This window comes from Ruegeria sp. BHSA162 (genome assembly GCF_059613385.1).
Window position 1 is genome coordinate 73,448 of record NZ_JBXWSK010000006.1, and the last position, 14,484, is coordinate 87,931.

Consider the following 14,484-nt stretch of genomic DNA (forward strand, 5'->3'; position numbering starts at 1 on the left):
AGACACGACCATGGAAGCAGATTTCGTCATCGTCGGCGCCGGATCCGCCGGATGTGCGATGGCCTATCGTCTCAGCGAGGCAGGGGCCTCGGTTTTGGTGATCGAGCACGGCGGCACCGATGCCGGGCCGTTCATCCAGATGCCGGCGGCGCTGAGTTATCCGATGAACATGCCGATCTATGACTGGGGTTATCAGTCCGAGCCCGAACCCCACCTGAACAACCGACGGCTGGCCTGCCCGCGTGGCAAGGTGATCGGGGGGTCGTCCTCGATCAATGGGATGGTCTATGTGCGCGGCCATGCGCGCGACTTTGACACCTGGGCCGATATGGGCGCGGATGGCTGGTCCTTTGCGGATGTTCTGCCTTATTTCAAACGGATGGAAAGCTGGCACGACGGTGGCCATGGCGGTGACCCGAAATGGCGCGGAACCGACGGCCCGCTGCATGTGTCGCGAGGGCCGCGCAAGAACCCTCTGTTCAAGGCCTTCGTCGAGGCCGGGCGGCAGGCGGGGTACGAGCTGACCGACGACTACAACGGCGAGAAACAGGAAGGCTTCGGCCCGATGGAGCAGACCGTCTGGAAAGGGCGGCGCTGGTCGGCGGCCAATGCCTATCTGAAGCCCGCGCTGAAACGGCCAAACTGTGACATCGTCCGGGGCCTCGCCACGCGCGTCGTGATCGAGGGCGGCCGCGCAACCGGGGTTGAACTGATCCGCGGTGGCCGCACGCAGATCGTGCGCGCCCGGCGCGAGGTGGTGCTGGCGGCCTCGTCGATCAACTCGCCCAAGCTTCTGATGTTGTCGGGGATCGGACCGGCCGCGCATCTGGCCGAGCACGGCATCGACGTGGTCGCCGACCGGCCCGGCGTGGGCGCGAACCTGCAGGATCACCTGGAACTGTATATCCAGCAGGCCTCGCTGCAGCCGATCACGCTGTACAAATACTGGAACCTTTTCGGCAAGGGCCTGATCGGGGCGCAGTGGCTGTTCACCAAGACCGGTCTTGGCGCGTCGAACCAATTTGAAAGCGCGGCGTTCATCCGGTCGAAGCCGGGGGTCGAGTACCCGGATATCCAGTACCACTTCCTGCCCATCGCCGTGCGTTATGACGGCAAGGCCGCAGCCGAGGGGCATGGCTTCCAGGCGCATGTCGGGCCGATGCGTTCACCCTCGCGCGGGGCGGTGACGCTGCGCTCGGCCAAGCCCGAGGACGCGCCGGTGATCCACTTCAACTACATGAGCACCGAGCGGGACTGGGAGGATTTCCGCACCTGCATCCGCCTGACCCGCGAGATTTTCGGCCAGGACGCGTTCAAACCCTATGCGGGCAAAGAGATCCAGCCCGGTGCGGACGTGCAGACCGACGAAGAACTGAACGCTTTCATCGCCGAACATGCCGAGAGCGCCTATCACCCCTGCGGCACCTGCCGCATGGGGCGGGCGGACGACCCAAACGCGGTTGTCGACCCGCAGGGCCGTGTCATCGGGGTGGATGGGCTGCGCGTGGCGGACAGCTCGGTGTTCCCGCAGATCACCAACGGCAACCTGAACGCGCCGTCGATCATGGTGGGTGAAAAGATGTCGGATCATTTGCTGGGCAAGGACCCGCTGCCCCGGTCCAATGACCGGCCGTGGATCCACCCCAAATGGGCCGAGGCGCAGCGTTGAAGGTATTGTCGTGAAGGGGGATGCGACCGCGAGGGAAACATTCCCCTTCCAATTGATCCGAGTCAAAGTCAGCTTTGGTATTAGGGTCTAGCTGTAGTGCGAAACCAAACTCAAGGAGCGAGCAGGAATGTCCCATACCCCGCATGAACTGGCCGAGGAATTCCCGGACAAGGTTGAACTGATGAGCCAGCTCAAGCAGACCGATGCCCATTTCGCCCGGCTTGCGGACGAATATCACGAACTCAACCGTATGGTGCATCGGGCGGAAACCAATGTTGAGCCGATGGAAGACTTGGCCGAGGGCGAACTGCGCAAAAAGCGGGCCGCGCTCAAGGATCAGATCTGGTCGATCCTGAGCAAAGCGTGAACCAAAAAAGGGCGGGAACTGATCCTGCCCTTTTCCGTTTGTCGGCTCAGGTAACTTCGTAGGGCAGCGTGCCGCGCGTGTGGGCGTCGATCTTCAGTCGGCGCTCCAGCGGTGGGACGGACCGTTGGTGGCAGGTCTGGCGTTCGCAGATGCGGCAGGAAATCCCGATCGGCTCGTAGGCGCTGGTGTTGTTGATATCCAGATTGTCGGCATAGACCAGTGCCTCGGCGTGCCGGACCTCACACCCGAGGGCGATGGCATAACGGCGCACTGGCGCACCGAAGGAGCCGCCCGATTTCGACACGTCCCGCGCGATCGAGATATACCGAACCCCGTCGGGTGTTTCCGCCAATTGGAGCAGGAAATGACCGGGCGTTTCGAAGGCCCGGTGGACGTTCCAAAGTGGGCAGGCCCCGCCGAACCGCGCAAATTGCAGCCGCGTGGCCGAATGGCGTTTGGTGATCGTGCCCGCCTGATCGACCCGAACAAAGAAGAACGGGATGCCCTTGGCGCCCGGTCGCTGCAGCGTGGACAAGCGGTGGGCAACCTGCTCGATCGACGCGCCGAACCGGTTGCTCAGCAATTCAAGATCATGCCGGTCCTCCTGGGCCGCTGACAGAAAGGCGGTGTAGGGCATCAGCGACGCGCCGGCGAAATAGTTTGCGAGGCCGATCTTGGCGATCGAGCGGGCTTCGTCGCTTTGAAACTTGGCAAAGTCCAGCGTGGCTTCGAGCAATTTGTCCTGGCTGATCAGTGCGACCTGCAGCAGCAGTTGAAAGACCTGGGTCTGCGGCGCAGCGCGCGAGGACAGGCGCAGAGTTTTTGTAGCGTTGTCATAGCTGCGCAGGGCGGGAATGTCTTCGAACATCACCTGAACCCCGCGTTCCTTCAGGCTGTCCAGTGCTGCCTGCCGAATGCCTCCCGGTCCTTCGGCGCGGGCGGCGAACCGTTCAGCGGCCCGATCGACCGCGTCGATGTAGTTGTCGCAGTAGTGAAAGAAATCGCGCACCTCTTCCCACGGGCTGGCCTGAATGCGGGCATCCTCGCGTCCGAGGGCCTCGTCCAGCGAGGCGAGCCTCTCGTGGGTCTGCCGGTAAGCTTTGTGCAGCTCGATGAAGGACCGCGCCAATGCGGGGGCATTGGACGCCGTTAGCCGCAGGTCCGCCAGAGGGGGGATGGCATCCGCGAAGACAGGATCGGCCAACGCCTCGCGCATGTCCGAGACCAGACGCTCGCTGTCGCCGGTGCTCAGCTCGGTTACATCCATGCCGAATTCCTGCGCCAGCGCCAGAACAACCGTGGTCGAGATCGGCCGGTTGTTGTTCTCCATCTGGTTCAGATAGGGCAGGGAAACACCCAGCTTGGCGGCAAATTCCTTTTGCGTCAGCGTCAGACGCGTCCGCATTTCGCGCAGCTTTGCACCTGCGTAGAGTTTCTGAGTGGCCATCGGGTTTTCTTTGCAGTTATTCCGCCCGCGCAGGCTAACTTTGCAAAGTCCCGGGTGCAAGATGGCTAGATGCCGAGTTGACGTTCCCGCCAGATCACGCTGCTGATCGCGACGATGGCCAGAACCGATGTGGCCAACATCAACCACAACAGCGGCATGGCGCCGGTTTCATTGGTCAGCATCGCACCGGCCAGGGCGCTGAGAGCTGCGCCGCCGCCCAGCATGATCGCGCCGCTTAGCCCGGATGCGGTCGCAGCCAGATGTGGCCGCACGGACAGCGATCCGGCGGTTGCATTCGGGATCGACATGCCGTTGCCCAGGCCGACGAATGTCATGAACCCGAAAAAGCTGAGCGCCGAGCCCCAACCCGCCAGAAACAGAACCGCCGACAACGCGACGCCGATTGCGTTCAGCCAGCAGCCCCAGCGCACCATCCGGTTCACGCCATAGCGTACCGAGTACCGGCCGCTGATGAAGTTCCCGAAGAAGTAACCGACGGCAGGGGCGCCGAAATAGATTCCGACTTCGGCGGCGGTCAGGCCAAAGATCTCGGTGCCGATGAAAGGCGCGCCGCCCAGATAGGCGAAGAACGCGCCAGACGACAACGCGGATGACAGCGAATACCCCCAGAACCGCGGAGAGGTCAGCAGTTCGGGATACTCCCGAAACTGTTGGATCAGGGTTTTGCCGCTCTTGGCCGAGGTTTCTCCGAAGTCATGATAGGTCAGCGCCAGCGCGAAGGCGGCCAGTCCGAAAGGCAGCCAGAAATTGGCCTTCCAGCCAAAACTTTCCTCCAGAATACCCCCGATGGCGGGTCCGATCATCGGCACGACGGCCATGCCCATAGTGACGTAACCGATCATGGATGCGGCCTGATCCTGGTCATACATGTCGCGCACCGCTGCACGGCTGAGGACGATCCCCACGACGATAACGGCCTGCCCCATGCGGAAGGCAAGAAATGTCTCGACGTTGGGGGCGTAGATGCACCCCAACGTTGCCAGCAGAAACAGCACCAGCCCCCACAGCAGCACCGGCCGCCGCCCGGCCTTGTCAGCGATCGGACCGATCAGGATCTGCAGAACGGCGTTGATCAGAAGATACAACGCAATCGACAGCTGCATCACCTTGTAGTCGGCCTCAAAGTACACCGCCATGAAAGGCAGGCTGGGAAGGAACAGGTTCATGCTGAGCGCCGACAATCCCGACAGCAGGACAAGCGTTAGCAGCTTGGGCGGAGAGCGGTGCGTAGACGTGGAACTGAACTGCATGGTTCACTCATAATTCCGCTATTCGGGAAAGGCCATGCCGATGCACAAACATTAACTGATTTGCAATTCCCAGAAATGTAATTGCCAAAAATTTGCAAATTTGCCGAAAAGGCCTTTGGGTGATGCGGAGCAATCTATATTGTCGCCACAAATTTGACAGGGGAAAATCGTGATGAAGGACATCCTTGCCGAGCTTGAGAACCGCCGTGAGGACGCGCGCCTGGGTGGCGGGCAAAAACGGATCGATGCGCAGCATGCGCGGGGCAAGCTGACGGCGCGCGAGCGGATCGAGCTGCTGGTCGATGAGGGCAGCTTTGAAGAGTTCGACATGTTCGTGACCCATCGCTGCACCGATTTCGGCATGGAAAAACAAAAACCTGCCGGGGATGGCGTTGTGACCGGCTGGGGTACGATCAATGGCCGCATGGTCTATGTGTTCAGCCAGGACTTTACGGTGTTTGGCGGGTCTCTGTCGGAAACGCATGCGCAGAAGATCTGCAAGATCATGGATATGGCCATGCAGAACGGCGCGCCTGTAATCGGCATCAACGACTCGGGAGGGGCGCGAATCCAGGAAGGTGTCGCCTCGCTGGCGGGCTATGCCGAGGTGTTCCAGCGCAACATCATGGCCTCGGGTGTGGTGCCGCAGATCTCGGTGATCATGGGTCCCTGTGCCGGTGGCGCGGTCTACAGCCCGGCGATGACCGACTTCATCTTCATGGTCAAAGACACCTCGTACATGTTCGTGACTGGCCCCGACGTGGTGAAGACCGTCACCAACGAGGTCGTCACCGCCGAGGAACTGGGCGGGGCGTCGACCCATACCAAGAAGTCCAGTGTGGCTGATGGCGCTTTCGAAAACGATGTCGAAGCGCTGGCCGAAGTGCGGCGGCTGGTCGACTTCCTGCCGCTCAACAACCGGGAAAAGCCGCCTGTGCGCCCGTTTTTTGACGAGCCGGGGCGGATCGAGACTTCTCTGGACACGCTGGTCCCGGAAAACCCCAACACCCCCTACGACATGAAGGAACTGATCACCAAGGTAGCTGATGAGGGTGATTTCTATGAAATCCAGGAGGATTTCGCGAAAAACATCATCACTGGCTTCATTCGGCTTGAGGGGCAGACCGTCGGCGTGGTGGCAAACCAGCCGATGGTTCTGGCGGGGTGTCTGGATATTGACAGCAGCCGCAAGGCCGCACGGTTTGTACGGTTCTGCGACTGTTTTGAGATTCCGATCCTGACCCTGGTGGACGTTCCCGGCTTTTTGCCCGGCACCAGCCAGGAATATGGCGGTGTCATCAAACATGGCGCGAAACTGTTGTTTGCCTATGGCGAAGCGACTGTGCCCAAGGTGACCGTGATCACCCGCAAGGCTTACGGCGGTGCCTATGACGTCATGGCGTCAAAACACCTGCGCGGTGATTTCAACTATGCCTGGCCCACCGCCGAAATCGCGGTGATGGGCGCGAAGGGTGCAACCGAAATCATCCACCGCGCCGATCTGGGAGACCCGGACAAGATCGCGAAGCACACTCAGGACTATGAGGATCGGTTCGCCAACCCGTTTGTCGCGGCCGAACGCGGCTTCATCGACGAGGTGATCATGCCGCACTCGACGCGCCGCCGTGTGTCGCGGGCCTTTGCCAGCCTGCGCAACAAGCAGCTGAAGAACCCTTGGAAGAAACACGACAACATTCCGCTGTAATCCGCCGGGGCGCTTTGCCCCGGTTCGATCCACGAATGTTCCCGATTGACCGCTGACACAAAACCGTTTCATGATCCCAGCCACCAGATACGGAATAGCGCAGGAGATGATCCTGGCGCCTGCGACCCCGGAAGGAGGAGCCTGCCTGTGGCAGGTCCGGGGTCGCGCTCTTGTTCTGGCTTTCATGTGTTTTGGATCGCCCGGTATCGCGCAGGACGGGAACCTGTTGCCGGTTCCATCCGGCCAGCCGGTGACACTTGAGGACGTTCTGGTCGATACCAACCCGGGCGAACTCTGGCTGCGGTTTCGATTTGTCGCGCCCAAGATTGGCGATGAGGTGGGCGGTATCGGCTATGACGTGGCCGCGACCGACATGGAGCATCTGTGTCAGACACTGGCCATTCCTTATGTCGCGCACCATCAACTCAGCCCGGCGCGGGTCGTGATCTCGCTGTCCGACCGCCCGGTGGAATTCGGCAACTCGTCTCCGGATGCGACGCAGTATTTTGAAGCCTACCGGTTGGAGCAATCCGCATGTATCTGGGAGGGACTCTGAACATGATTTCCCGATCTCATGTCGTCGGAGCATTCCGAGAAACTGATGCGGCTTTGGAGATACGCATGACACATTCATCCCTGCGCGGGTGCCCGTCGCGGACCGGTTTTTTGAACGAGGTGCCGGCATGTTGAAGCACCGTGGTTTCCCCGGACGGCTGCCGGGAACCGATTTCCAGTTCACGATCCGCCGGGCAAACCCCAAGGGCGTGACGCCATTGACCCGTCGTGAACGCTATCGGGACCGAAAAGCCGCGGACAAGCGTGCCGATACGGCATTCCTCGAAGCTTTGTGGGAGCATTTCGGAGATCAGCCGTTTGAACGCGGAAATCTGGACGCTGGCCGCCTCAGCTGGCTGTTTGGGCGCGAGGTCGTGCCTGCCGAGGATCCGTTCGATCCGGCCAGCTATGATGCGTTGCTGAAGATCGACTTTGAGACTGCGCGGCAATCCTTCCCCGATATCTTCGGTGGGGAGGCATAGTTCGGCATGAGCCTTCAGCCAAATATCAGGGGTTCATCTGCTTGGAGCGCGATCCGGCGGCGACCGGGTATGCGGTCCAGTCGGCGCCCAGTGATGGCTGAAGTCTGTGCCAGAACCCGTTGCAAACCGGGCTCTTTCGGCACGAACCTGCGCGCCGTTTCCGGGAATGGGCAATTTCCAGCCGGAATTTCCGGCCGTGCAATTGATCCGTTGGCGGCCGCATTTTTGCTGTGCAATGTGAACGGGCCGTGCGGCTCGACTTTGCCTGCGCCGCACATGCACCTACTATTCCGTACCCCTTCCTTCCGCGGGCAGGACCGTGTTTCCAACACAGACCTGCCCGCGCTTTTCTTTGCCCGAACTGCGGACCCAAGGCGGCAAAAACCTGCGCAAAGCCCTGTTTCAACCCGTTTGATATTGAATAACAAAGCCCGATTCAGGCATTTGCTGTTCAATTCGACAAGAAACCAAAAGGGGCAGTATACATGCGAATTTCACGAGTCTTCCTTGCGCTCGCAACCTGTGGCGGGTTGGCAGCCTGCGGTGATTCAACCGGGGAACAGGCGCTGCTTGGCGGCGGTGTCGGGGCTGTCGGAGCTGCGGTTCTCAGCGCGGACCCGATCCTTGGCGCTGCGGTCGGTGCAGCCGGCAACGTGCTGTATTGCAAGACGCAAAACAACTGTAACTGATACCGGTTTTCCGGGGCGCGCGTCGTCCCGGCCATCATTTGACGGAACGCCGTTGCAGGGCATCAGCCCGGCAACGGCGTTTTCGTTTGTCCAGAACACAAAGACAGAGGACGTTCCATGTTCAACAAGATCCTGATCGCCAACCGAGGCGAGATTGCCTGCCGGGTCATCAAGACCGCGCGTAAGATGGGTATCGGCACTGTCGCCATCTACTCGGATGCCGACAAGCACGCGTTGCATGTGGAAATGGCCGACGAAGCGGTACACATCGGCCCGCCGCCGGCGAACCAGTCCTATATCGTGATCGACAAGGTGATGGACGCCATCCGCCAGACCGGCGCGCAGGCGGTGCATCCCGGCTATGGCTTCCTGTCCGAAAACGCGAAATTCGCCGAAGCGCTCGAGGCCGAAGGCGTCGTGTTCGTGGGCCCCCCGAAAGGGGCGATCGAGGCCATGGGTGACAAGATCACCTCGAAGAAGATCGCGCAGGAGGCCGATGTCAGCACCGTTCCCGGATACATGGGCCTGATCGAGGATGCGGACGAGGCGGTGAAGATCAGCCAGCAGATCGGCTATCCGGTGATGATCAAGGCCAGCGCCGGCGGCGGCGGCAAGGGAATGCGCATCGCCTGGAACGACGAGGAGGCGCGCGAGGGTTTTCAAAGCTCGAAGAACGAGGCGGCAAATTCGTTCGGGGATGACCGGATCTTCATCGAGAAATTCGTGACGCAACCGCGCCACATCGAGATTCAGGTTCTGTGCGACACCCATGGCAACGGCATCTACCTGGGCGAGCGGGAATGCTCGATCCAGCGCCGCAACCAGAAAGTGGTGGAAGAGGCCCCGTCGCCCTTCCTGGATGAGGCGACCCGCCGCGCGATGGGCGAGCAGGCCGTGGCGCTGGCCAAGGCCGTGGGCTATGCCAGCGCGGGCACGGTGGAATTCATCGTGGATGGCGACAAGAATTTCTACTTCCTGGAAATGAACACCCGCCTGCAGGTGGAACACCCGGTGACCGAGCTGATCACCGGTGTCGATCTGGTCGAACAGATGATCCGCGTCGCCGCGGGCGAGCCGCTGTCGATCACCCCGGATGACGTCAAGCTGACCGGCTGGGCGATCGAGAACCGGCTGTATGCCGAGGATCCTTATCGCAACTTCCTGCCCTCGATCGGGCGGCTGACTCGCTATCGTCCGCCGCAGGAGGTGGCCGCGGGGCCGCTACTGGAAAACGGCAAATGGCAGGGCGATGCGCCCAGTGGCGAGACAGCCGTGCGCAACGATACCGGCGTCTATGAGGGCGGCGAGATCAGCATGTACTATGACCCGATGATCGCCAAGCTGTGCACCTGGGCGCCGACCCGCGAGCAGGCGATCGAGGCGATGCGCGTGGCGCTGGACAGTTTCGAGGTCGAAGGCATCGGCCACAACCTGCCGTTCCTGTCGGCGGTGATGGATCACCCCAAATTCGTCAGTGGTGACATGACCACCGCATTCATCGCCGAGGAATACCCCGATGGGTTCAACGGTGTAGAACTGCCCGAAGGCGACCTGCGCCGCATTGCGGCCTCGTGCGCGGCGATGCACCGGGTGGCCGAGATCCGCCGCACCCGCGTTTCGGGCCGGATGGACAACCACGAACGCAAAGTCGGCAAGCGCTGGGTGGTCACGCTGCAGGGGCAGGAATATGCCGTGCAGGTGAATGCAGACCGCGACGGCGCCACGGTCAAGTTCGAGGGCGGTGCCGCCCTACGCGTCAGCTCGGACTGGACTCCCGGCGACCAACTTGCGGTTCTGGACGTGGACGGCAGCCCGCTCGTGCTGAAGGTGGGCAAGATCTCGGGCGGGTTCCGCATCCGCAACCGGGGGGCGGACCTGAAGGTGCATGTGCGCCGGCCGCGCGCTGCCGAACTGGCCAAGCTGATGCCCGAGAAACTGCCGCCAGACACCTCGAAGATGCTGCTGTGCCCGATGCCGGGCCTGATCGTGAAGATCGATGTCGAGGTCGGCCAAGAGGTGCAGGAAGGTCAGGCGCTGTGCACGGTCGAGGCGATGAAGATGGAGAACATCCTGCGCGCCGAGCGCCGGGGCGTGGTGTCCAAGATCAACGCCGGTCCGGGCGACAGCCTCGCCGTCGATGACGTGATCATGGAGTTCGAATAACGCCCATGTGCGCTTGCCCGGAAAATGTGGGTTTTGCCCGTGTTGCCGAGATCTGCACCGTCGGTGCGGATGAGGCGGGCGTGGCAGACCCCTTGCGCCGGGCGGGTCTGGGTCGTCAGCGCCCCTCGCGCCGCTCGCGGACTTCGCGTTCGCGCAGGGGGGTCTTGTCGATGGACCGGCTGATCTCGCGCACGCTCCACGGCGTGGGCTTGCGCAGCTTCACCACACCGTCCTTGTCGACGAAGACCATCGCGAACCCGCGCGGGCGCAGTTGCCTCCGGATCGGGGATCGCGCCGAAGGGTCGGTGTCGGTCAGCACGATGACATCCCGGTCACGCATCATGTCTTCGCCCTCCAGCAACATGTCGATCTGCTGCTGGAACCGGGGATCGGCTGGCGTATCGGCGAACACCACTATGGGGCGGTGTGTCCACAGAAACTCGTTCAGATCGCTGTCTCCGGCTGGCCGGATATACGCGGTTTCATCCGGGGCCGCACCGTCGGCGGCGACGGCAGTCACAGGCAAAAAAGCTGACAAAACAAGGGCAAGCGTGCGGGTCATGTGGTCTCCTGTTCCTTTGAATATAGACCCAGTTGCCGCGAATGCGACCGGCGAAATGCGTGCGACGATCAAAAATTTGAATGATCGGACCTGCCGTGGGCCGGGTCAGCCCTTCCATATTCATACCCAGCCCCTCGGCGCGCCATTCGGGCCCGCGACGGGAACAGACAAGAGGATTACGCTATGACCGATACGAAGGATTGGCGCGCCCTGGCCGAAAAAGAGTTGCGTGGGCGCCCTGTCGAAGACCTCAGCAAGACGACGCTGGAGGGGATCGAGGTCAAGCCGCTTTATACGCAGGACGACATCGAGAACCTGCCGCATATCGGGTCGCTGCCCGGCTTCGGGCCGTTCACACGCGGTGTGAAGGCAACCATGTATGCGGGCCGCCCGTGGACCATCCGCCAATATGCAGGTTTTTCCACGGCCGAAGAATCGAATGCCTTTTACCGCCGCAACCTCGCGGCCGGTCAGCAGGGCGTTTCGGTAGCTTTCGATTTGGCCACGCACCGCGGCTATGACAGCGACCACCCGCGCGTGGTGGGTGATGTGGGCAAGGCCGGTGTTGCCATCGACAGCGTCGAGGACATGAAGATCCTGTTCGATGGCATTCCGCTGGATCAGGTCTCGGTTTCGATGACGATGAACGGCGCGGTGATCCCGATCCTGGCCAATTTCATCGTCACCGGCGAAGAGCAGGGCCATGACAAGTCGGTTCTGGCGGGCACCATTCAGAATGACATTCTGAAAGAGTTCATGGTGCGCAACACCTATATCTACCCGCCCGAGCCCTCGATGCGGATCATCTCGGACATCATCGAGTACACCTCGAACGAGATGCCCAAGTTCAACTCGATCTCGATCTCGGGCTACCACATGCAGGAGGCCGGGGCGAACCTGGTGCAGGAGCTGGCCTATACCCTGGCCGATGGGCGCGAATATGTGCGTGCAGCCATCGACGCGGGAATGGACGTGGACAAGTTCGCTGGCCGTCTGTCGTTCTTCTTTGCCATCGGCATGAACTTTTTCATGGAGATCGCCAAGCTGCGCGCCGCGCGTACTCTGTGGCACCGGGTGATGACCGAATTCGGGGCCAAGTCGGACCGCTCGAAGATGCTGCGCACCCATTGCCAGACCTCGGGCGTTTCGCTGCAGGAGCAAGACCCGTACAACAACGTGATCCGCACCGCATATGAGGCGATGAGCGCGGTGTTGGGGGGCACGCAGTCGCTGCATACCAACGCGCTGGACGAAGCGATTGCTCTGCCCACCGATTTCTCGGCCCGAATTGCGCGGAATACACAGTTGGTGTTGCAGGAGGAAACCGGCGTTACCGATGTGGTCGATCCGTTGGCCGGCTCCTACTATGTGGAAAGCCTGACCAATGAACTGGTCGAAAAAGCCTGGGCCCTGATGGAAGAGGTCGAGGAGATGGGCGGCATGACCAAGGCGGTTGCCAGCGGCATGCCCAAGCTGCGGATCGAGGAAAGCGCCGCGCGCCGTCAGGCCATGATCGACCGTGGCGAAGAAGTAATCGTCGGCGTCAACAAGTACCGCAAAGACAAGGAAGACCCGATCGAGATCCTCGAGGTCGACAACCAGGCCGTCCGCGAGGCGCAGATCGCCCGGCTGGAACGCATCCGCGCGACCCGGGACGAGGCCGCCTGTCAGGCTGCGTTGGACGAACTGACCCGGCGCGCGAAAGAGGGGGGCAACCTGCTGGAAGCCGCGGTCGAGGCCGCGCGTGCCCGCGCAACCGTAGGAGAGATCAGCATGGCATTGGAAAAGGAATTCGGCCGTCATCGGGCCGAAGTGAAAACGCTGGCTGGTGTCTATGGCGCGGCCTATGAAGGTGACGAGGGCTTTGCCGCCATCCAGAAATCGATCGAGGAATTCGCCGAGGAAGAAGGCCGCCGCCCGCGTCTTCTGGTGGTCAAGATGGGCCAGGACGGTCACGACCGCGGGGCCAAGGTGATCGCCACCGCCTTCGCCGATATCGGTTTCGACGTGGACGTGGGGCCGCTGTTCCAGACCCCGGCCGAAGCCGCGCAGGACGCGATCGACAATGACGTGCATGTGGTTGGCATTTCCAGCCAGGCGGCGGGCCACAAGACGCTGGCACCGCAATTGGTGGAAGAACTGAAGAAGGCGGGCGCCGAGGATATCATCGTGATTTGTGGTGGCGTCATCCCCCAGCAGGATTATCAGTTCCTGTATGATCACGGGGTCAAGGCCATCTTCGGGCCGGGGACCAACATCCCCGAGGCGGCGCAGGACATTCTGCGCCTGATCCGCGAGGCGCGCGCCTGAACTGTGACTTTGGGGGCTTTCTGGCCCCTTTTTCGCGATGCCTGCGACCTCGGGCATCGCCCGCTGGGATGTTTGGTGTCAGACGAAGTGCCCAAGTCAGGCTTTTCATGGTATCCGATGGCATGGGGTCGGTTTTGGACGCTGGAGGCGCAATTATGGAGCTTGATCATCTGGCGGTGGCCGCGTCGACTTTGGACGAGGCGGTCGCGCATGTAGAGCAGGCACTGGGTGTTCCGATGTTGCCCGGTGGCAAACATGAAAAATTCGGTACCTACAACAAGCTTCTTGGGCTGGACGAGGGCCTGTATCTTGAAGCGATCGCGATTGACCCGGACGCTGCCGATCCTGGGCGGCCACGTTGGTTTGATCTTGATCGTTTCGGGGGGCCGCCGCGGCTCGGCAACTGGGTCTGCCAGGTTTCGGATCTGCAGACCTATGTCGATGGGTTCTCAATCGACATTGGCGATATCCATGACCTTGATCGTGGTGCGTTGCGGTGGAAGATGGCGGTGCCAGGATCGGGGCGTTTGCCGTTCGACAACCTGTTTCCCGCCTTGATTCAATGGCAAGGTGACTTACATCCGGCTGGCATGCTGCGGGCCAGTGGCTGCCACCTGCGGCGGCTGGTGGTCTTTCACCCGGACGCGCTGGATTTGGCGCAATTGCTCGGCCCGCTCGACAGGGTAGTTTTCGATTCCGGGCCTGCGGCTTTGCGGGCTGAATTTGAAACGCCGCACGGACCGCGGGTGCTGGAATGATCATTCGCCCGGCTCTGCCCCGGGATGCGGCTGAAATTGCGGAGATCACCAATTCGATCATCCGCGAGACGCTGATCACGTTTACCACGACCGAGCGAAGCCCCGAAGAAATCGCGCGGGATATCGACGAGCGAGGGCTGGCGTTCCAAGTCGCCGAGCTTGACGGCCGTGTCGCGGGATATGCGACTTACGGCAGTTTTCGCTCGGGTCCCGGATATGCGCACAGCCGGGAACACACCATCCTGCTGGCTCCTGAAGGCCGGGGGCGGGGCGCGGGTCGCGCGCTGATCCGAATCTTGGAGGAGGTTGCGCGATCGCAAGGCGTGCATGTTCTGGTCGCTGGAATCTCGGCCGAGAACCCGGGCGCGATTTCCTTTCATGCGGCGGTCGGTTTTGAGACGGTCGGCCGAATGCCGGAAGTTGGTCGTAAATGGGGGCGTTGGCTGGATCTTGTGCTGATGCAGAAAATTCTGGCCCCGGAATGAATGGTCGCACCTGACAGTCCG

Annotated in this window: 13 protein-coding genes; 10 read left to right on the top strand and 3 right to left on the bottom strand. The window is 61.6% G+C overall.

Annotated elements, in window-relative coordinates; translation table 11 throughout:
• Positions 1-10: 10 nt before the first annotated feature.
• Both betA and AC2FM5_RS03820 read left to right on the top strand, forming a co-directional pair.
• Complete coding sequence (betA, locus tag AC2FM5_RS03815) at positions 11-1,669, top strand: choline dehydrogenase (RefSeq protein WP_496734010.1); 1,659 nt, start codon at positions 11-13, stop codon at positions 1,667-1,669.
• Positions 1,670-1,796: 127 nt separating this feature from the next.
• A complete protein-coding gene (locus AC2FM5_RS03820) occupies positions 1,797-2,036 on the top strand; it encodes an HP1242/YdcH family protein (RefSeq protein ID WP_093964776.1) in 240 nt (79 codons plus the stop codon).
• Between the two features lie 46 nt (positions 2,037-2,082).
• On the opposite strand, the gene AC2FM5_RS03825 is transcribed toward AC2FM5_RS03820, so the two are convergent.
• Together AC2FM5_RS03825 and AC2FM5_RS03830 are read right to left on the bottom strand one after the other, a co-directional pair.
• Complete coding sequence (locus AC2FM5_RS03825; RefSeq protein ID WP_093964777.1) at positions 2,083-3,483, bottom strand: helix-turn-helix domain-containing protein; 1,401 nt, start codon at positions 3,481-3,483, stop codon at positions 2,083-2,085.
• A 65-nt stretch (positions 3,484-3,548) separates the two neighbouring features.
• Complete coding sequence (locus tag AC2FM5_RS03830; RefSeq protein WP_170369477.1) at positions 3,549-4,754, bottom strand: multidrug effflux MFS transporter; 1,206 nt, start codon at positions 4,752-4,754, stop codon at positions 3,549-3,551.
• 172 nt (positions 4,755-4,926) lie between these two features.
• Here AC2FM5_RS03830 and AC2FM5_RS03835 point away from each other — a divergent pair, with 172 nt between their 5' ends.
• The 5 genes from AC2FM5_RS03835 (at position 4,927) to AC2FM5_RS03855 (ending at position 10,348) form a co-directional block, all read left to right on the top strand.
• Positions 4,927-6,459 carry an acyl-CoA carboxylase subunit beta gene (locus tag AC2FM5_RS03835; protein WP_170340194.1) on the top strand — a complete coding sequence of 511 codons (1,533 nt, stop codon included), beginning with the start codon at positions 4,927-4,929 and terminating at the stop codon, positions 6,457-6,459.
• 70 nt (positions 6,460-6,529) lie between these two features.
• Complete coding sequence (locus AC2FM5_RS03840; RefSeq protein WP_170404581.1) at positions 6,530-7,015, top strand: DUF6497 family protein; 486 nt, start codon at positions 6,530-6,532, stop codon at positions 7,013-7,015.
• A gap of 127 nt (positions 7,016-7,142) precedes the next feature.
• Positions 7,143-7,496 (top strand): hypothetical protein, encoded by a 354-nt coding sequence (locus AC2FM5_RS03845; protein WP_170340793.1) that lies wholly within the window; start codon positions 7,143-7,145, stop codon positions 7,494-7,496.
• Between the two features lie 485 nt (positions 7,497-7,981).
• Entirely contained in the window at positions 7,982-8,185 is a 204-nt protein-coding gene (locus AC2FM5_RS03850; protein ID WP_093964781.1) for a hypothetical protein, read from the top strand.
• Positions 8,186-8,302: 117 nt separating this feature from the next.
• Positions 8,303-10,348, top strand: a complete 2,046-nt coding sequence (locus tag AC2FM5_RS03855; protein ID WP_496734022.1) for an ATP-binding protein — start codon at positions 8,303-8,305, stop codon at positions 10,346-10,348.
• A gap of 115 nt (positions 10,349-10,463) precedes the next feature.
• On the opposite strand, the gene AC2FM5_RS03860 is transcribed toward AC2FM5_RS03855, so the two are convergent.
• Positions 10,464-10,910: a DUF4174 domain-containing protein gene (locus tag AC2FM5_RS03860; protein ID WP_170390971.1), complete on the bottom strand. Its 447-nt coding sequence runs from the start codon at positions 10,908-10,910 to the stop codon at positions 10,464-10,466.
• Between the two features lie 144 nt (positions 10,911-11,054).
• Here AC2FM5_RS03860 and scpA point away from each other — a divergent pair, with 144 nt between their 5' ends.
• The 3 genes from scpA to AC2FM5_RS03875 all read left to right on the top strand — a co-directional run bounded on the left by scpA (position 11,055) and on the right by AC2FM5_RS03875 (position 14,463).
• Positions 11,055-13,220, top strand: a complete 2,166-nt coding sequence (scpA, locus tag AC2FM5_RS03865) for a methylmalonyl-CoA mutase (protein WP_496734036.1) — start codon at positions 11,055-11,057, stop codon at positions 13,218-13,220.
• Positions 13,221-13,375: 155 nt separating this feature from the next.
• Positions 13,376-13,978, top strand: a complete 603-nt coding sequence (locus AC2FM5_RS03870) for a VOC family protein (protein WP_496734024.1) — start codon at positions 13,376-13,378, stop codon at positions 13,976-13,978.
• Positions 13,975-14,463, top strand: a complete 489-nt coding sequence (locus AC2FM5_RS03875; RefSeq protein WP_496734026.1) for a GNAT family N-acetyltransferase — start codon at positions 13,975-13,977, stop codon at positions 14,461-14,463. The genes AC2FM5_RS03870 and AC2FM5_RS03875 overlap by 4 nt, the downstream gene beginning before the upstream one ends.
• The last annotated feature ends 21 nt before the right edge of the window (positions 14,464-14,484 follow it).